At 69.7% G+C, this 17,552-nt stretch carries 16 protein-coding genes; 5 read left to right on the top strand and 11 right to left on the bottom strand.

Annotated features, from left to right (window positions below):
- The 8 genes from EJ913_RS23560 to fliF are packed head-to-tail and all read right to left on the bottom strand — an operon-like array spanning position 1 to position 9,429.
- Positions 1–798, bottom strand: coding sequence for a MinD/ParA family protein (locus tag EJ913_RS23560; RefSeq protein ID WP_127002492.1), 798 nt, complete (start codon positions 796–798; stop codon positions 1–3).
- Entirely contained in the window at positions 795–1,883 is a 1,089-nt protein-coding gene (locus EJ913_RS23555; protein ID WP_127002490.1) for a flagellar biosynthesis protein FlhF, read from the bottom strand. The genes EJ913_RS23560 and EJ913_RS23555 overlap by 4 nt, the downstream gene beginning before the upstream one ends.
- A gap of 52 nt (positions 1,884–1,935) precedes the next feature.
- Positions 1,936–4,113, bottom strand: a complete 2,178-nt coding sequence (gene flhA, locus EJ913_RS23550; protein ID WP_127002488.1) for a flagellar biosynthesis protein FlhA — start codon at positions 4,111–4,113, stop codon at positions 1,936–1,938.
- 41 nt (positions 4,114–4,154) lie between these two features.
- A complete protein-coding gene (locus EJ913_RS23545; RefSeq protein ID WP_127002486.1) occupies positions 4,155–5,687 on the bottom strand; it encodes a sigma-54-dependent transcriptional regulator in 1,533 nt (510 codons plus the stop codon).
- Positions 5,688–5,691: 4 nt separating this feature from the next.
- Positions 5,692–6,597 (bottom strand): motility protein A, encoded by a 906-nt coding sequence (locus EJ913_RS23540; RefSeq protein ID WP_238521920.1) that lies wholly within the window; start codon positions 6,595–6,597, stop codon positions 5,692–5,694.
- On the bottom strand, positions 6,597–6,914 hold the full coding sequence (gene fliN / locus EJ913_RS23535) for a flagellar motor switch protein FliN (protein WP_127002484.1): 318 nt from the start codon (positions 6,912–6,914) through the stop codon (positions 6,597–6,599). The genes EJ913_RS23540 and fliN overlap by 1 nt, the downstream gene beginning before the upstream one ends.
- 38 nt (positions 6,915–6,952) lie before the next feature.
- Complete coding sequence (locus EJ913_RS23530) at positions 6,953–7,726, bottom strand: FliH/SctL family protein (protein WP_127002482.1); 774 nt, start codon at positions 7,724–7,726, stop codon at positions 6,953–6,955.
- A gap of 41 nt (positions 7,727–7,767) precedes the next feature.
- Complete coding sequence (gene fliF / locus EJ913_RS23525) at positions 7,768–9,429, bottom strand: flagellar basal-body MS-ring/collar protein FliF (protein ID WP_127002480.1); 1,662 nt, start codon at positions 9,427–9,429, stop codon at positions 7,768–7,770.
- A 505-nt stretch (positions 9,430–9,934) separates the two neighbouring features.
- Here fliF and EJ913_RS23520 point away from each other — a divergent pair.
- Positions 9,935–10,450 (top strand): helix-turn-helix domain-containing protein, encoded by a 516-nt coding sequence (locus EJ913_RS23520; RefSeq protein WP_127002478.1) that lies wholly within the window; start codon positions 9,935–9,937, stop codon positions 10,448–10,450.
- 5 nt (positions 10,451–10,455) lie between these two features.
- Here EJ913_RS23520 and EJ913_RS23515 read toward each other — a convergent pair whose 3' ends face one another.
- Entirely contained in the window at positions 10,456–11,055 is a 600-nt protein-coding gene (locus tag EJ913_RS23515; protein WP_127002476.1) for a transcriptional regulator, read from the bottom strand.
- A gap of 58 nt (positions 11,056–11,113) precedes the next feature.
- Positions 11,114–13,252, bottom strand: a complete 2,139-nt coding sequence (locus EJ913_RS23510) for an ATP-binding protein (protein ID WP_244939472.1) — start codon at positions 13,250–13,252, stop codon at positions 11,114–11,116.
- A 223-nt stretch (positions 13,253–13,475) separates the two neighbouring features.
- Between EJ913_RS23510 and EJ913_RS23505 the strand changes: the two genes are divergently transcribed.
- From EJ913_RS23505 to EJ913_RS23490, 4 genes are all read left to right on the top strand, one after another.
- Positions 13,476–13,910 (top strand): response regulator, encoded by a 435-nt coding sequence (locus tag EJ913_RS23505; RefSeq protein WP_127002474.1) that lies wholly within the window; start codon positions 13,476–13,478, stop codon positions 13,908–13,910.
- Between the two features lie 222 nt (positions 13,911–14,132).
- Positions 14,133–14,792: an exopolysaccharide biosynthesis protein gene (locus EJ913_RS23500; RefSeq protein ID WP_127002472.1), complete on the top strand. Its 660-nt coding sequence runs from the start codon at positions 14,133–14,135 to the stop codon at positions 14,790–14,792.
- A gap of 25 nt (positions 14,793–14,817) precedes the next feature.
- Positions 14,818–16,119, top strand: a complete 1,302-nt coding sequence (locus EJ913_RS23495; RefSeq protein WP_127002470.1) for a hemolysin family protein — start codon at positions 14,818–14,820, stop codon at positions 16,117–16,119.
- Between the two features lie 29 nt (positions 16,120–16,148).
- Positions 16,149–16,601 (top strand): MaoC family dehydratase, encoded by a 453-nt coding sequence (locus EJ913_RS23490; protein WP_127002468.1) that lies wholly within the window; start codon positions 16,149–16,151, stop codon positions 16,599–16,601.
- Positions 16,602–16,609: 8 nt separating this feature from the next.
- On the opposite strand, the gene EJ913_RS23485 is transcribed toward EJ913_RS23490, so the two are convergent.
- Complete coding sequence (locus tag EJ913_RS23485; protein WP_127002466.1) at positions 16,610–17,548, bottom strand: response regulator transcription factor; 939 nt, start codon at positions 17,546–17,548, stop codon at positions 16,610–16,612.
- Positions 17,549–17,552 lie beyond the last annotated feature (4 nt).

The raw sequence follows: 17,552 nt of genomic DNA, 5'->3' as shown, positions 1-17,552 counted from the left end.
TCAGTTCGCGCTGGCGAGCAGCCGCTGCACGATGGATTCGACGTCGCGGGCGGCGTCGCTGGCGGGCGAGCGGGTCAGTAGCGGGGTCTGGTTGCGGATGGCGTCGCGCACCTTCAGGTCGCGGCGGATGATGCCGGCCAGCGACGGCTTGAACTTCAGGAAGTTCTGGCAGGCCTTCAGGATGGTGCCGTAGGTCCGCTCGCCGTCCTTCACCGTCTGCGCCATGTTGACGACGATGCGCAGGTCGGCCGCCGGGTTGGTGGCGTGGGTCAGCTTGATGAAGGCGTAGGCGTCGGTCAGCGAGGTCGGCTCGTCGGTCGTCACCACCAGCGTCACCCCGGCCGGGCCGGACAGGGTGCGCACCGTGCGGTCCACGCCGGCGCCCATGTCCATCACCACCCGGTCGTAGCTCTTGGCCAGCTCCAGCAGGTCGTTGCGCAGGCCGGACAGCCGCTGGCTCGGCAACTGCGCCAGCGTGCCCGAGCCCGAGCGTCCGGCGATGATGTCGAAGCCGGTGTCGGGGAAGCGCTGGGCCGCCTTGGCCAGCGTCACCTCGCCGTTGATGACGGCGCCGAGGTCGTTGCGGGGCGAGAAGCCCAGCTGGATGTCGACGTTGGCGAGTCCGAGATCGCCGTCGAACAGCAGGGTGTTGAGCCCCGCCTTGGTCAGGGCGTGGCTGAGCGTGATCGAAAACCACGTCTTGCCGACACCGCCCTTTCCGCTGGCCACGGCGATGACGTTGGCGCCGCGCAGCGGGCGAACGTTCTTTAGGGCGGCCGGGAACACCGGATCGGTCATGGCAGGGTCCTCGACGAGGGGGAACTGGCGGCTTTTGCCTTGGTTGCGGTCTTGGCGGCGGTCTTCGCAGCGGGTTTGGCGGCCGGTTGGCCGCGTGGCGCCGGCTGGGGAGTCTTGTCCTCGGCGGCCTCGCCCGGCGCGATCATCATGCGGGCGAGCACCAGCGGGTTGAGCGGCGTCAGCCCCTCCGCCACCTTGGAGGAGACGCTGGCGTCGCAGAAGGCCATGCGCGCCCGGCTGGCGATGGCGAGCAGGCTGCCCAGCCGCCGCGCCATGTCCAGCCGCGTCACCAGCATGCGCCGGACGCCCAGCGCCTTGAAGGCCAGCGCGATGTCGGCGGCCTCCATGGCGTCGAGCCCGGCGGGCAGGACCAGGACCGGCTCGACGTCGCCCGCCGACAGCAGGGCGCGGAGGTCGTCCATGTCGTCGTCATTGAACGGGTTGCGCCCGGCGGTGTCCACCAGAACCAGATCGGTCCGGCGGTGAACCTCGTAGGCGCCGGCCAGCGCGTCGGGATCCTCGACGGTCGCCAGCTTGAGCTTCATCAGACGGGTGAAGGCGGCCAATTGGTCGACGCCGCCCGCGCGCACCGTGTCGGTGGTGATGACGCCGACCGAGCGCTTCTTGAAGACGGCGCGGGCGGCCAGCTTGGCGGCGATCAGCGTCTTGCCCGCGCCGGGCGGGCCGACCAGCACCAGCGGTTTGACCGCCGTGCGCCCGTCGGGCAGCGGCGCGAAGGTGTACATGGAATCGAGCGCCGAGCCGAGCGCGAGGCGGGCGTCGTCGGTGTCCAGCCCGGAGGCCGCGTCGATCAGCTGTTCGGCCAGGGCGGCCGGAACGCCGTGGTGGTGCAGGGCGTCGGCCACGACCTCGCCGACGTCGATTTCGGGTTCGGCGGGCTTGACCGGCTGGCGGGCGCGCTCCTGCGCGATCAGGAGGTCTTCCTCCTCCACCGCCGCCGTGACGCGCACGCCGCCGCCTTCCTCCTCGCGCGTGGCGACGATGATCGCGTCGTCGCCCAGCGTCTGGCGGACCATCCGCATGGCGTCGGCCATGCTCTTGGCGTGGAAGGACTTCAGCCGCATCGGCGCGGCCTCCCACGGTCAGGCGGATGGAGGAGGAAGCGGGCGCGCATCGTCAGATCTGCCCCAGCGTCTTGATCCGCGCCTTGGGGTGGATCTCGTTCTGCGACATCACCACGGTCGCCGGCCGGAACCGCTCGACGATGGAGCGGACGAAGGGCCGGATCAGCGGGCTGGTCAGAAGGACGGGGGTCTCGCCCATCATGGCGTGTCGCTCGAAGGTTTGACGGACGGAGGTGATGAACTGCTGCAGGCGGGAGGGGGCCATCGTCAATTGCCGGTCGTCGCCATCCCCCACCAGCGATTCCGCGAACGCCTGCTCCCAGTCGGGAGACAGGGTGACGAGCGGGATGAAGCCCATCTCGTTCGTGTTCGTGTCGCAAATCTGCCGGGCAAGGCGGGACCGCACATGCTCGGTGATCTGGGTGATGCTGCGCGTCTGACTGGCCGCCTCCGATATCCCTTCCAGGATCGTTGGAAGATCCCGGATCGAGACGCGTTCGGCAAGGAGATTCTGCAACACCCGTTGCAATCCGCCCACAGTGATCTGATTCGGCACCACATCGGCGATCAGCTTCTGGTGTTCCTTGTCGGTCTCGTCCAGCAGCTTCTGCGTCTCGGTGAAGGACAGCAGCTCGGGCATGTTGTCCTTGATCAGCTCGGTCAGGTGGGTGGTCACCACGGTCGAGGGGTCGACCACGGTGTAGCCCTTGAACAAGGCCTCCTCGCGGTAGCCGGGCTCGATCCAGATGGCGGGCAGGCCGAAGGTCGGCTCCACCGTCTGCTCGCCGGGCAGGCTCATGGCGTCGCCGCGCGGGTCCATCACCAGCAGCATGTTGGGCCGGATGTCGCCGCGCCCGGCCTCGATCTCCTTGACGCGGATGATGTAGGTGTTGGGCGGAAGCTGGAGGTTGTCCTGGATGCGGACGGCGGGCATGACGAAGCCGACCTCGCCGGCGATCTGCCGGCGCAGCCCCTTGATCTGGTCGGTCAGCCGGTGGCTGCCGGCCTGGGGCTGGTTGATCAGCGACAGCAGGCCGTAGCCCAGCTCCAGCCGGATCAGGTCGATGGCCAGCGCGGTGGCGATCGGCTCGTCGGCCATCTGGGCGCCGCTGGGGCCGAGGCCGCCCGGGCCCGACGCCGCCGCCTCGGCCGCCGCCGCCTCGGCTTCGGCCTGCTCCTTCTTGGCCTGGAGCCGGGGCAGGTACCAGGCGGCGCCGCCGACGATGGCGACGACCGGCAGCAGCGTCAGCATCGGCATGCCGGGCAGCAGGGCCAGCACGCCGACGGCGCCCGCCGCCAGCGCCAGCGCCTGGCTGTGGCCGGTGAGCTGGCCGACGACCGCCTTGTCGGTCGAGCCGCCCATGCCGGCCTTCGACACCAGGAAGCCGGCGGAGATCGAGATGACCAGCGCCGGGATCTGCGAGACGAGACCGTCGCCGATGGTCAGCTTGGTGAAGGTGTCGAGCGCCGACAGCACCGGCATGTCGTGGCGCAGCACCGCGATGGTGACGCCGCCGATGATGTTGATGAACATGATCATCAGGCCGGCGACCGCGTCGCCCTTCACGAACTTCGACGCGCCGTCCATCGAGCCGAAGAAGGCGCTTTCGTCCTCCAGCTCCTTGCGGCGCGCGCGCGCGGTGCCCTCGTCGATCATGCCGGCCGAGAGGTCGGCGTCGATGGCCATCTGCTTGCCGGGCATGGCGTCGAGTGTGAAGCGCGCCGCCACTTCGGCGATGCGGCCCGAGCCGGCGGTGATGACCTTGAAGTTCACGATGGTCAGAATGGCGTAGATGATCACGCCGATGACGAAGTCGCCGCCCATCACCAGGCTGGCGAAGGCCTCGATGACGTGCCCGGCGGCCGACGTGCCCTCGTGGCCCTGGGTCAGGATCAGGCGCGTGGAGGCCATGTTCAAGGACAGGCGCAGCAGCGTCGTGATCAGCAGGATCGTCGGGTAGGACGAGAGCTGGAGCGGCTTCTCAATGAACAGCACCACCATCAGGATCAGGATCGAGATGGTGATGTTCATGCCCAGCATCAGGTCGAGCATGACCGCCGGCAGCGGCATGATCAGCCCGACGACGACGATCAGGATGCCGATCGCCATCACCACGTCGCCGCGCTTCAGCGACGTCTTGATGACGGTGAACATCTCGCCGAAGGCGGCCATGTTGCCGCTCGCGCCGCCGCGCGGGCCGCCGCCTGGGTTGTGCTCCGTCAGGGCCATGAGTGGTTCCGCCGTTCAGCCGGTGCCGCGATCAGCCGTCGTCACGCCGAGGCCCGCTGCTCGCCGCCCTCGCCGGGCGCCGGGACGGGGCTGCCCTCGTCGCCGTACTGCTTGAGCTTGTTGCGCAGCGTGCGGATCGAGATGCCCAGGATGTTGGCGGCGTGGGTGCGGTTGCCCAGGCAATGGGTCAGCGTCTCCAGGATCAGGTCGCGCTCGACGTCGGCCACGGTGCGGCCGATCAGCCCCTGGAGCGTCGTGGTGCCGCCGCCCCCGCCATAGGGGGCGCCGCCCTTGGTGCCCTTGGGCCCGTAGCTGGTCGGCAGGGCCGTCGGCGGGGCGACGACCAGCGGCGGCTGGGCGCCCGGATGCGGGGCGTAGGGCGCTGCCGGGACCGTGCCGCCGGGGCCGGCGAAGGGGTTGGCGACCGGCGAGTTGGCCGGGATCGAGGATTGGCCGCCGCCCTCCGGGGCCAGCATCTGGCTGGTCAGCATGATCGCTTCCGGCCCGACCTCCTCGCCCCTCGACAGCAGGACGGCGCGGTGCATGGTGTTTTCCAGCTCGCGCACGTTGCCGCGCCAGTGGTGGGCGCGCAGCATGAGCATCGCGTCGTCGGTCAGGGTCTTGTCGCCCAGCCCGTTGGCGTCGGCGTATTTCTTCAGGAAATGCTCGGCGATCATCGGGATGTCGGCCGGGCGCTCGCGGAGCGCCGGGATGGCGACCGCGAAGACGTTGAGGCGGAAGTACAGATCCTCGCGGAAGTTGCCCGACCGCACCTCGGACTCCAGGTTGCGGTTGGAGGTCGCCAGGATGCGGACGTTGATCTTGACCGGCTGGGCCGAGCCGATGCGGTCGATCTCCTTCTCCTGGATCGCGCGCAGCAGCTTGGCCTGGAGGCGCGGGTGCATCTCCGACAACTCGTCGAGCAGGAGGGTGCCGTTGTTGGCCTCCTCGAACTTGCCGAGACGCCTTGCCACGGCACCGGTGAAGGCGCCCTTCTCGTGGCCGAACAGCTCCGATTCCAGCAGGTTCTCCGGGATGGCGGCGCAGTTCACCGCGACGAAGGGCTCGCCCGAGCGGCGGCTCTTGCGGTGGATGTAGCGGGCCATCAGCTCCTTGCCGGTGCCGCTCTCGCCGGTGATCATCACCGAGGCGTCGCTGGGCGCCACCTGATCGGCCAGCCGCAGCGTCGCGATCATCGCGGGATCGGAGCAGACGATGGAGTGGCTTTCCTCGGCCACCGCCTCCAGCACCGCGGCGATCAGCTCGGCGTTGGGGGGCAGCGGCAGGTATTCCTTGGCGCCGGCCCGGATCGCCCGCACGGCGGCGGCGGCGTCGGTGCCGATGCCGCAGGCGACCACCGGGATGGTGATCCGTTCGGCCTTCAGGCTGTCGATGAAGGTGGCGATGTCGAGCTTGACGTCGATCATCACCAGATCGGCGCCGGCGGCGGCCCGCAGCGCGTTCAGCGCCCCCTCGATGCTGTCGGTGTGCGACACCTTGGCCCCGCGCTTCATGGCGATCTTGCCGGCGGCGGTGATGTAGCCTTCCAACGTTCCAACGATCAGCAAACGCATAGCCTTACGCTCCCACGCTCGGGGCTTCCCGGTCGAAATACTGGATCCGCTTTCCAGGCGGCAGAACGGCGTTCAGGAGCATCTCCAGACGCCGCGGATTTTCTTGGCGCGCGATGGAAACGGCGCCGATGGTGTAGAGGGTCTTGACCAGCGCGTCGTCCTCCGCCGCCCGCTCCACCTTCGCGGCCAGCGGGGCGAGGACGACGTTGCCGAGCACCGCCCCGTAGAAGGTCGTCAGCAGCGCCAGCGCCATGGCCGGGCCGATGGCCGAGGGGTCGTTCAGGCTGCCCAGCATCTGCACGAGGCCCACCAGCGTGCCGATCAGGCCCATGGCCGGCGCGACCTCCGAGGCGCGGCGCAGCACGCCGGCGCTCTTGCCGTGGACGCCGGCCGAGGCCTCGACCTGGCCGGCCAGCATGCGCTCGATCACGTCGGGCGGCAGACCCTCGGTGATCAGGGTGACGCTGCGGTGCAGGAAGGGTTCGCTGCGCAGCTCGGGCAGGACGTTCTTCAGGGTCTCCGGCCCGGCGCGGCGCGCGGCCTCGGCCAGCAGCAGGACCTGGCGGGCGACGCCCTTGGGGTCGAGCGTCTGGTGGATCAGCACGGCGGCCGCGTGCTTCCAGGCGACCGCCACGTCGCCCAGCGAGAAGGACGCCGTCGTCACCGCCAGCGTGCCGCCCAGCACGATCATCAGCGAGGGCGGGTCGACGAAGGCGCGCAGACTGCCCCCCGCCGTGATGGCGACCAGGATCACCCCCGCCGCCGCCGCCAGCCCGACCAGCGTCGCCACGTCCAGCCCGCCGCGCAGCCGGACGCTGCGCCCCGGCGCCGTCGGGCCGGGGGAGGGCGGGCGGCCGCGCGGGTTGCCCCGCGCGCCGCCTTGGGAGCCGGACGTGTCGGTGCTGGCCATCAGCCCCGGTCCGACTTGATGATTTCCGTCATGGTCACGCCCAGCCGGTCCTCCACCACCACCACCTCGCCGCGGGCGACGAGCCGGTTGTTCACGTAGATGTCGATGGCCTCGCCGACCTTGCGGTCCAGCTCCACCACCGCGCCGCGGCCCAGCTTGAGAAGCTGCGCCACCTGCATGGTCGATTTGCCCAGCACGGCCGAGATCTGGACCGGGATGTCGTAGACGGCCTCCAGATCCTTGGCGACGCCGGCGCTGCCGTAATCGTCGCCGTCGCCGGCGTTCAGATCGTTCAGCGAAAAGTTGTCGCTCGGCATATGGTCTCAAACCTCCATGTTTCCATCCGCGTCCGTCCTTAGACGGCGGACGGAGCCTCCAGCAGGCGCGCGGCGCGCTGCTCGATCTCGGACATCAACTGGGCGGTGTCGCGTTCCATGCCGCCGTCGGCCCATTCGATCCGGCAGCCGCCGGGCGCGATGGTCGGATCGCCGACCACCATCAGCTTGGCCCCGAAGCCGCGCGAGGCGACCACCGCGTCCAGATGCTCGCGCACCAGATCCATGGTGCCGTCGGCGACGCGCACGATCAGCCGGGGCTCGTCGATCAGGTCGGTCAGGCAGGCGCGGACCATTCCCTCGACCTCCACCATGCCGCCGCGCCGCGCCCATTCGGGCATCAGTTTGCGGACGATGGCAAGGGCGAGGTGAACCGGCTGGTCGCCGCGCATGGCGTTGGCCGCCTCGCTCTGCGCCAGCAGATGGGCGACCCCGTTGCCGAGCTGGTCCAGCGCGTTGGCGATGCGGGCGTTGACGGTCGCCTCGATCTCGGCCTTGGCGCGGTCGTAGCCGGTGGTCTGACCGGACACCATCCCGTCGCCGAAGCCCTTGCCGTAGCCGGCCGAGGTGCCCTCCGACTTGCCGGCGGCGAAGCCCTCGGCGTGGCCCTGGGCACGCGCCGCCGCGAGCTCCGCCTCGCCGAAGGTCGGCGCGGGGGGCGGGGGCGGCAATTCGGGTTCGGGCTCGGGCTGGATCTCCGGTTCCGGCAGGAAATCGTCGTCGCCGGCGTGCGTCATGCGCGGGACGGCGTCCACGTCGAAGGATTCGTCGAACAGGAACTTGCGGACGCTCATGGCCGGGGGCTCCGGGGATCAGGACGGGCGGCGTGCATGTCTCACGTCTCCTGATACAACCAGTTGCGCAGGATGGAGACCGCCTCTTCCGGATGCTTGTCGACGATTTCGCCCACTTTGCGCAGCGAGGACGCACGGACGCGGCCCTCGACGCGGTTGATGTCGATCATCTGTTCCAGTTCCTCGTCGGCCTGGGCGGCCTCCAGCGCCAGATCCTGGGCCAGCGCGCCGGTGGGCGCGGCGAGCGCGGCCGGCATGCCCGCCTGATCCGTCAACAGGCGATCCATCTCATCCTCCTCCTGCATCTCGGCCTTTTCGAAGGCGCGGGAAATCAGGGGGCGGATGACCAGCAGGATGATGAGCACGGCGACGATGCCCAGCACGACCATCTCCGCGATGCGGAACACGTCGTCCTTGGCGAGGCCCATGAACAGCTCCTCGGGCTTCTGGACGTCGTCGTCGGGCGACCAGAAGCGCATGTTGATGACTTCCAGCGTGTCGCCGCGCACCTGGTCCAGCCCCACGGCCGAGCGGACGAGCGCCTTGATGCTCTCGATCTCCTGCTCGGTGCGCGGCTGGTAGGCGGGGGGATTCTCCTTGGAGAGCTGGTAGGTGCCGTCGACCAGCACCGCGACCGACAGGCGGCGGACCTGGCCGGATTCGCGGACGTGGGATTTGACGGTCTTGGTGATCTCGTAGTTGATCGTCTCTTCGGCGCGGTTCGACTTGGTCGAGGACAGCGGGCCGGACCCGTTGCCGGACTGGGCGGTCGGCAGGTTCTGGTCCACGGTGACCGGGGCCAGCGGATCGCGGTCGCTGCTGTCGTTGGATTCGTTGACCGTCTGGGTCGAGCGGACGACCTGGCTTTCCGGATCGAAGATCTCGGAGTTGGTGGTGATGCGGTCGAAGTCGAGGTCGGCCGAGATCTCCGCCCGGACCTTGCCGTAGCCCAGCGTGCGGCCCAGCAGATCCTCGACCACGCGGGCCAGCCGCGTCTCGTAGGCCTGCTTCTTCTCCTCGGCGTTGGCCATCATGGCGTCGGGGGTGTCGCTGCCGGTGCCGCGCGCCAGCAGCTTGCCCTTGTCGTCGACGATGGAGATGCGGCCGGGCTCCAGGTTCGGCACCGAGGCGGCGATCAACTGCTGGATCGCCTGGATGTTCTCGCGAGAGAGCTGGGCGCCGGGGCGCAGCTTGAGGAAGACGCTGGCGGTGGCCGGGTTCTGCTGGCGGGCGAACAGCTCGCGCTTGGGCAGGACGAGGTGGACGCGCGCGTTCTGCACGCCGTTGAGGGTCTGCACCGTGCGCGCCATCTCGCCTTCGAGCGCGCGCAGGTGGTTGATGTTCTGCATGAAGCTGGTGGCGCCGAAGCCTTCGGACTTGTCGAACAGCTCGTAGCCGACCGACCCGCCGGACGGCAGCCCCTGCGCCGCCATCTTCATGCGGACCGGGCCGACCTGATCGGCGGGCACGGTGATCTTCGTGCCGGTCTTGTCCACCGTGAAGGGGATCTTGGACGCTTCCAGGCTCTTGGCGATGGCCGCGGCCTCGGTCGGCTGAAGTTCGGCGTAGAGAAGCTCCATCTCCGGGTTGGAGAGGCGCGTGGTCAGATAGATGAAGAATCCGATCAGCAAAAGGCCGACGCCGCCGATCGCCGCGAGGCGTGCGGGGCCGAGATTGCGCAGGGTCTGCAACAGGTTGTTCACGCGCCGTCCCCGATCGGGTTCTGCCCCGGCATCCTTGCTCCAGCCATCCGTTCCGCAATTGCGAAGGGATGTTTTGCAAATTCCACGCCGAGTCTTGGATCAATGGCTCATGCTGCGTCGTCTTGATGAAGAGACGGTTAATCGGCGGCAGCTTTTGCCCAGTGCCCGGCAAAATATGCCTAGTGTCCCACAAATGTTGCCGGTCTGTCACCGCAGGGTCACGGGCGTGACGCGGTGGAGGGGCAATCCGTCCTTGGTGCCGCACGCGAGATCAAACGCATACGAATGCAACAGAACGGCCATGACCATCGGCCAGATATCGTCAAAATACGCTCGTCCAAACGGAGTAAACGTGTCAGCCGCGGTTGACATCATGGAGTCGGTGTCATAGCTGAGTTGCAATCCATGCCCGCACCTGACCAAATCGATTGGCTATGGGATGGCTTCCCTTGCTTCCGAGGACCGATGCGACGGCAGGCTTCCACTTAACCGAAGGGGAAACGCCATGAAAAAGCGTGGCCGCGAAAAGAAGGAAGGGCTGAACGACGTCGATGTTTTCGTCGGGCAGCGCTTGCGCGAATTGCGCATGCTGGCGGGGCTGAGCCAGAGCGACGTCGCCTCGGCGTTGGGCCTCACCTTCCAGCAGTTGCAGAAGTACGAGCGGGGCTTCAACCGAGTCTCGTCCAGCCGGCTGTTCAAGCTCGGGCAGTTCTTCCGGGTGCCGGTGTCGGTCTTCTTCGAGGGGCTGGAAAGCCGTCCGGCGACGGAGGAGGCCGAGGCGCAGGTCGTGCGCAGCGACGACTCCGACAACACCTTGCGCTCGCGCGAGGCGCTGATGCTGGCGCGCTATTACCAGAGCATCCGCGACCCGCAGGTGCGCGGGGCCATCCGCGAGCTGGCCGAACGCTGCGCCGAGCAATCGGAAGCCGCCGAGGCGGCCGGCGTGCCGACCACGGTTCCGGTCGCCACCGGGCGCGGACGCGGGCGGCGCGGCGCGCAGAGCACGGCAAGCCAGGCCTGAGCTTTTCAGGTCGCCGGTCTGAGCGCCCGGTAGTGGGCGAGGAAGTCGGCCAGCGCCTCCTCCGGGCCGAGCGGCTCGATGGGGGTGTCGTCCGCCGCCGGCAGGTCGCGCCAGTTGACGCGGTGCGGCGCGCACAGGTCGCGCAGTTCGGTCGCCAGCGCCCGCTGGTCGGCGATCTTGACGGGTTTCGGCTCCGGATGGCGGAAGCCGAAGCGTTCGGCCAGGGCCCGCTTGATCGGATCGATCGCCGCATGGATGACGTCGCGGCCGATGCGGGCCTTCCAGGGCGTCGGCCAGTCGCCGGTGAAGGCCTCCTCGCTGTCGTGCATCAGCGCGTCATAGGCGTAGCCCTCCGGCGCCAGCTTCGCGGCCAGGACGCAGTGCTGGGCCACGCTGAAGAAACGTTGCGTGTTGCCGACGAACCGGCACTGGTAGGCCAGCGGCCGGGCGATGTCCTCGATGTCGAACTGGCTGAAATCGGGCCGTTCGAGATCGACCGTGCGGCCGGAATAGGTCAGCAGGACCGCCGTCGCCTCGGGCACGTCGAGCAGGTCGAACTGGTCGGGATGGGAAATGCGGGGCGACCCGCCACGGCGTTTTGACATGCCCTTCCTCTAGCAGATCCCCGGCGGGCGGAACAACGTGGGCGAACGGGTCACCGCCTCAGGCGTCGCCGTCCGGGTTGCGCACCAGACGGCTGGTTGCCTCCACCGCCTCCTCCAGCAGCGGCAGCAGGGCCGCGATCCGTTCGGAGTCGGTGTGGTGGTCGTTCATCGCCTGGGCGATGGCGGCCATGCGCGGCGTCCCGAAATTCGCGGCCAGACCGGCCAGCGTGTGCGCCGCCTGCTTGACCTCGTGCGGACGGGCGCCCCGCACGGCGGAGCGGATGGCCGTCAGTTCCCGCAGCGCGGTGTCCGGCAGCATCTGCAGCATGCCGTCCAGGCTTTCCCCGCCCAGCGCCAGCCGCAGCTCGGCCTGCTTGATCCGGTCGATCAGGGGCAGGCGGGCGAAGCCCTCGCTCTCCGGGGCCGGGCGGCTGGGGATGGGGACCGGGCGGCCGTCGCGCGGGCGGGTCCCCAGATCGGTGATGACCGCGTTCAGATGCTCCCAATCGACCGGCTTGGTCAGGTAGGCGTCGAGCCCGGCGGCGAGGTGGCCGTCGCGGTGCTCCGGCAGGGCGTCGGCGGACAGGCCGACGATGGGAATCCGGGAGGCCGGTCCGATCATCCGGCGGATCGCCCGCGCGGCGGAACGGCCGTCGAGCACCGGCATCTCCATGTCCATCAGGATCACGTCGTAGTCGGAGTCGCGCACCGCCTCCACCGCCGCCCGGCCGTCCACCACCGCGTCGACGCGGTGGCCGATGCGGGTCAGCATGGCGGTGATCAGCATGCGGTTGATGTCGTTGTCCTCAGCCAGCAGCAGGCGCAGCGTCACCGGCGCGGCCAGCGGCTCCTCGTGGCGCGGGACCGGGGCGGGCGGCCGGGCCGCCAGCTCGGCCATCGGCGAGGCTTCCGCCGGCAGGGTCTGGATCGTGAAGCGGAAGAGGGAGCCGCGGCCGGGGGAGCTGGTCACCGCGATGTCGCCGCCCATCGCCTCGACCAGCCGCTTGCAGATCGCCAGCCCCAGCCCGGTTCCGCCGTATTTCCGGCTGGTCGACACGTCGGCCTGGACGAAGGCGCCGAACAGGCGGGCGCGCTGCTCCTCGGTCATGCCGATGCCGCTGTCCTCCACCTCGAAGCGCAGGGCGATGGGGAGCGCGTCTCCGGTCGCGGGATCGGCGCCAGCGGTGGGGCCGGGGGCGGGGGAGTCGGGCGACCAGACGGCGATCTCGACGCCGCCCCGGTCGGTGAACTTGATGGCGTTGGAGACCAGGTTGAACAGCACCTGCCGCAGCCGGGTCGGGTCGCCGCGCACATGGCGCGGCGTGTCCTCGGCGATCGAGGCGGTCAGGGTCAGCCCCTTGGCGGCGGCGCGGACCAGGAAGAGCTGCACCACGTCGTCGACCAGCCGGTGCAGGGAGAAGTCGATCGCCTCCAGCCTGAGCTGGCCCGCCTCGATCTTGGAGAAGTCCAGCACGTCGTTCAGGATGCTCAGCAGCGTGTCGGCCGACGAGCGCAGGGTCTTGACGAGGGTCGCCTGCTGGTCGCTGAGGTCGGTGCCCATCAGCAGGTCGCCCATGCCGATCACGGCGGTCATCGGCGTGCGCAGCTCGTGGCTCATCATCGCCAGGAAGCGGGATTTGGCCCGGCTGGCGTTCTCGGCGACGATGCGGGCCTCGTCGGCCTCCTCGCGGGCACGGTCCAGATCCTCGGCCAAGGCGAAGGTCTCGGCGGCGAGCTTGGTCAGCTGCTCCTGGGCGTCGCGCAGCTCGCGCTCGGAACGGTGGCTGCGCGTGACGTCGGAGCAGGATCCGGCGAACCAGCGCACCCGTCCGTCCGGTCCGAAGATCGGGCGCAGGACCAGGGCGTTCCAGAAGGTCGCGCCGTCCTTGCGGCGGTTCAGCAGCTCGACCGAGGCCGGGCGCCCCTCGGCCATCGCCGCCCGCAGCTCCGCCATCGCCGCCGGGTCGGTGTCGGGATCCTGGAGGAACCGGGCGTTGCGGCCGATGACCTCGTCCCTGCCGTAGCCGGTCATCTCCAGGAACGCCCGGTTGCAGTAGACCAGCGGCGTGTCGGGCAGGGTCGGGTCGGCGACCGCGATGCCGGCCCCCGTCGATTCGACCACGGCGGCCAGCATGCCGGCCAGCGCGGCCGGTGCGGGGTCGTCGTCGCGCGCGTCGGTCGGGGAGAAATCGGACAAGGGTGCGGGCCTGTGTGCGGTGGCGGCTGTGTCCCAGAATATGGTCTCGCGGTCGCGAAAGCCACCGTCGCCCGGTGCTTTTCCACTGCCTGGGGTGGTGGGGGTTTCCCGGAGGCCCCTCCCGGAAACGCCATTTTGTCGATGCCGGTGCAGGGATGCCTTGCCAAGACCGGGACGGTCGGACACCCTTTTCCGGTGGCCACAACATCGCGCGGGGGGCGGAATGGCGTTCGAGGCGGGCGGCGAGGGCCGCCGGATCCGGTCGGTCCACGATCTGGGCGTGCTGCTGATCGAGGACGACGATTTCACGCGCAAGCTGATCTCCCGTCTGCTGCACGACATCAAGGTGCGGGTGGTGTTCGAGGCGGCCGACGGCGTCCAGGCCCTGGACATCCTGCGCAAGAGCGGCGAGGACGTGGACATCGCGATCTGCGACCTGGAGATGCCGCGCATGGGCGGGCTGGACCTGCTGCACGCCCTGCGCACGGCCACCGGCAACCCGCTGGCCGATCTGCCGGTGGTGGTGCTGACCAGCCACCGCGAGGCCGAGGTGGTCAAGCGCGCCATCGCCTACGGCGTCTCCGGCTATCTGGTGAAGCCGGTGTCGAAGGCCGACCTGGTCAAGCGGCTGGAATTCGCCATGCAGAAACGGGGATGACGCGTTGCGGGCGCCGCCATCCGCCGGGTGGCAGCCCGGCCGATGACCCGCCCCATCATCCGAAAGATCACCCAAACGGTCGATGACCTCAACCGGCGCTGGCGCCCGGCCCTGGCATCCTGTAGAAGGGATCCCGTTGCCGCTGCGTCGCGAAAGGTCCATGGGTCCGCATTCTCCGTCGCACGGTCCTCTCCGCCCGCCTTTGCGGCGCCGGGGATCGCCGTGAGCAAAGATCGACCTCCGGGGTCCTCCGGCACCGGCGGTGCCGACCGGCCCCCCGGCCGCGCGCGCGCTTCCGACCTTCTGAACGAGTTCCTGACGCGCGACCACGACCCGCGCATCACGCTGGGCGCCATCATGGCGCTGCTGGGCGACCGCGCCTTCGGCGCGCTGCTGCTGATCCTGTCGATTCCCAACATCCTGCCGGTGCCCGGCCTGTCCACCGCGACGGGCGTGCCGATGATCCTGATCGGCGCCCAGATGGCCGCCGGGCGGGCCGGCCCCTGGCTGCCGCGCCGCATGGCGGCGGTGACCCTCGACCGCGACGCCTTCCTGTCGGTGATGCGCCGGGCCAAGCCCTGGGCGGAGCGGGTGGAGCGCCATCTGCGCGAACGCCTGCCGCAACTGGCCGGACCCACGGCGGAACGGCTGCTGGGGCTGGCGGTTGTGGTGCTGGCCGTGATCCTGGCGCTGCCCATCGTGTTCGGCAACCAGCCGCCCGCCTTCGCCATCGCGCTGATCGCGCTGGGGCTGATCGAGCGCGACGGCGCCTTCGTCCTCGCCGGCCTGATCGCCGGTCTTCTCGCAATCGCCATCATGGCCGCCGTCCTGCTGGGTCTGGAGCAGGGCGCGACCATGGTCTGGCATCAACTTTTCGGCTGAGGGAGCGCCCTTCGGGCATGACGCCATGATCTGGGAATTGCTGGTCATCTTCCTGCTTGTTCTGCTCAACGCCTTTTTCGCCATGTCGGAAATGGCGCTGGTGTCGGCGCGCCGCGCCCGGCTCCAGCAGATGGCCGAGGGCAAGGGGGGAAGGGGCGCCCGCGCCGCGCTGGAGCTGTCCGAGGATCCGAGCCGCTTCCTGTCCACCGTCCAGGTCGGCATCAGCGTCACCGGCATCGTCGCCGGCGCCTATGGCGGCGCCACGCTGGCCGAACGCTTCGGCGGGCTTCTCAACGAGGTGCCGTGGATCGCGCCCTACGGGCAGCCGGCGGCCTTCGCGCTGGTCGTCGCGGCGATCACCTACCTGTCGCTGATCATCGGCGAGCTGGTGCCCAAGCGGGTGGCGCTGGTCGACGCCGAGCGCATCGCCGCCTTCGTCGCCGGCCCGATGCGCGCGCTGTCGCGCATCGCCGCCCCGGTCGTCTGGCTGCTCGGCGTGTCCACCGACACCATGCTGAGGCTGCTGCGCGTTCCGACCAGCCGCGAGCAGACGGTGACGGAGGAGGAGGTCAAGACCCTCATCAAGGAAGGCACCCAGACCGGCGTGTTCGATCCGGCGGAACGCCAGATGATCGAGGGCGTGCTGCATCTGGCCGACCGCAGCGTGCGGTCGATCATGACGCCGCGCCCGGACCTGATCTGGCTGGACGTCGGCGACCTGGCCGAGGCGGTCGGGCGCGAGATCCGCGACAGCGGCTATTCGCGCTTTCCGGTGTGCAGCGGCGACGTGGACGAGCTGCAGGGCATCGTCTCGGCCAAGGCGCTGCTCGACCAGTCGCTGAACGGGCTGCCCTTCGACCTGCGCTCCGCCCTGTCGGAGCCGCTGGTGGTCCATGACGGCACCCCGGTCCTGCGGCTGCTCGACCTGTTCAAGCAGGCCAGCGTCCACATGGCGGTGGTGGTGGACGAGTACGGCAGCGTCGAGGGCATCGTGACGATGACCGACATCCTGGAGGCCATCGCCGGCGAGTTGCCCGAGCACGGCCACGAGGGCGACGCCTCGGCCGTCCAGCGCGAGGACGGAAGCTGGCTGGTCGACGGCATGACCCCGATCGAGGAGGTCGAGGCGCTGGTCGGCATGAAGAACATGAAGGGCGAGGGCGACTTCCACACGCTGGCCGGCTTCCTGCTCGACCGCTTCGGCCATGTGCCGACGGCGGCGGAGCATTTCCATTGGAACGGCGTCCGCTTCGAGGTCGTCGATATGGACGGCCGCCGCATCGACAAGGTGCTGATCCAGCTGAATCCGGAGCTGTCGGAAGGCTGAGGACGACCCCAGGGAAAAGGACTCCGAGCATGACCGGACGTTACTTCGAGGATTTCCGCGTCGGCGACGTGATCGAGTCGGAGGGGGCGACCCTGACCGACAGCCAGATCATGGATTTCGCCCAGCGCTTCGACCCGCAGCCCTTCCACATCGACGTGGTCGCGGCGGCGGACGGGCCGTTCCAGGGGCTGATCGCCAGCGGCTTCCACACCCTGTCGCTGACCTTCCGCTTGCTGCGCGACACCGGGGTCATCACCGGGACCAGCCTGGGCGGGTCGGGCATGGACGAGCTGCGCTGGCTGGCGCCGGTGCGCCCCGGCGACACCATCCGCGTGCGCGCCGAGGTCGCCGAGACCAGGGCGTCGCGGCGCGGCGACCGGGGAACCGTGCGGCTGGCCTACGCCACGGTGAACCAGCGCGGCGAGACGGTGATGACCTGCGTCATGAGCCACATCATCGCGACCCGGTCGGTGGCGGTGTAGGCGGCAGGTTACCCCCGCGCGGCCAGCGCGCGGATCGCCAGCGCCGCCGCCGAGGCGCGGTTCTCCACGCCCAGCTTGGCGAAGACCTGCTCCAGGTGCTTGTTCACGGTGCGCGGGCTGATGCCGAGGATCTCGCCGATGTCGCGGTTCGCCTTGCCGTTGGCGATCCACAGCAGCACCTCCGCCTCGCGCGCGGTCAGGCCCAGCGCGTCGCGCAGGATGGCCTCCTGCCGGCCGGCGGTGGGTTCGCTGAGGCGGTAGAGGTATTCGTCGGGGTTGGCCGGGCTGAGGTAGGAGAAATCCAGCCGGCGGACCCCGTCGCCGTCCGGGATCTCCAGCGGGAACACCTCGCCCACCCCGGCGCTGGCCACGGGCGGGGTCTGGCGCAGGCGGGTCAACCCCTCGGCCAGCGTCGCGGCCAGCGGCGGGGTCCGCCCGTCGGCGCCGGGCAGCAGGCCGGTCAGCAGCCGCTCGGCCTGCGGGGTGCACCACAGGAGCCGCCCCTCGCCGTCGGTCGCCAGCAGGAAGCGGCCGGTGGCGTCCAGCGCCGCGCGGGCGGCGTAGGACACCCGCGCGTTGTTCAGGTGGACGCGGATGCGGGCGATCAGCTCGTCCACCACGATGGGCTTGGTGACGTAGTCGACCCCGCCGGCCTCCAGCCCGCGCACCACATGCTCGGTCTCGCTGAGGCCGGTCATGAAGACGACGGGCAGGTGCGACAGGTGGGGGACCTGCTTGAGCCGCCGGCAGGTCTCGAAGCCGTCGAGCCCCGGCATCACGGCGTCCATCAGGATCAGGTCGGGGGTGATCTGGCCCAGCAGCTCCAGCGCGCTCTCGCCGTCCACCGCGACCAGCACCGTCAGGTCGGCGCGCTCGATGGCCTCTGTCAGGAATCCCAGCGTGTCGGGGTTGTCGTCCACCACCAGGATCATGTCGCGGCGTTTCATCGTC

This window comes from Azospirillum doebereinerae (genome assembly GCF_003989665.1).
In the GTDB taxonomy this organism is placed as follows: domain Bacteria; phylum Pseudomonadota; class Alphaproteobacteria; order Azospirillales; family Azospirillaceae; genus Azospirillum; species Azospirillum doebereinerae.
The sequence above is the reverse complement of the archived record's forward strand: the minus strand, read 5'-3'. Positions and strand labels throughout refer to the sequence as shown.

Bases quoted from the DNA above. Each gene is read 5' to 3' on its own strand.
- EJ913_RS23490 (WP_127002468.1), top strand. From the start codon at position 16,149: ATGACCGGACGTTACTTCGAGGATTTCCGCGTCGGCGACGTGATCGAG.
- EJ913_RS23505 (WP_127002474.1), top strand. From the start codon at position 13,476: ATGGCGTTCGAGGCGGGCGGCGAGGGCCGCCGGATCCGGTCGGTCCAC.
- EJ913_RS23555 (WP_127002490.1), bottom strand. From the start codon at position 1,883: ATGCGGCTGAAGTCCTTCCACGCCAAGAGCATGGCCGACGCCATGCGG.
- flhA (WP_127002488.1), bottom strand. From the start codon at position 4,113: ATGGCCCTGACGGAGCACAACCCAGGCGGCGGCCCGCGCGGCGGCGCG.
- fliN (WP_127002484.1), bottom strand. From the start codon at position 6,914: ATGCCGAGCGACAACTTTTCGCTGAACGATCTGAACGCCGGCGACGGC.
- EJ913_RS23485 (WP_127002466.1), bottom strand. From the start codon at position 17,548: ATGAAACGCCGCGACATGATCCTGGTGGTGGACGACAACCCCGACACG.
- EJ913_RS23530 (WP_127002482.1), bottom strand. From the start codon at position 7,726: ATGAGCGTCCGCAAGTTCCTGTTCGACGAATCCTTCGACGTGGACGCC.
- EJ913_RS23495 (WP_127002470.1), top strand. From the start codon at position 14,818: ATGATCTGGGAATTGCTGGTCATCTTCCTGCTTGTTCTGCTCAACGCC.
- EJ913_RS23520 (WP_127002478.1), top strand. From the start codon at position 9,935: ATGAAAAAGCGTGGCCGCGAAAAGAAGGAAGGGCTGAACGACGTCGAT.
- EJ913_RS23545 (WP_127002486.1), bottom strand. From the start codon at position 5,687: ATGCGTTTGCTGATCGTTGGAACGTTGGAAGGCTACATCACCGCCGCC.
- EJ913_RS23540 (WP_238521920.1), bottom strand. From the start codon at position 6,597: ATGGCCAGCACCGACACGTCCGGCTCCCAAGGCGGCGCGCGGGGCAAC.
- EJ913_RS23560 (WP_127002492.1), bottom strand. From the start codon at position 798: ATGACCGATCCGGTGTTCCCGGCCGCCCTAAAGAACGTTCGCCCGCTG.
- EJ913_RS23515 (WP_127002476.1), bottom strand. From the start codon at position 11,055: ATGTCAAAACGCCGTGGCGGGTCGCCCCGCATTTCCCATCCCGACCAG.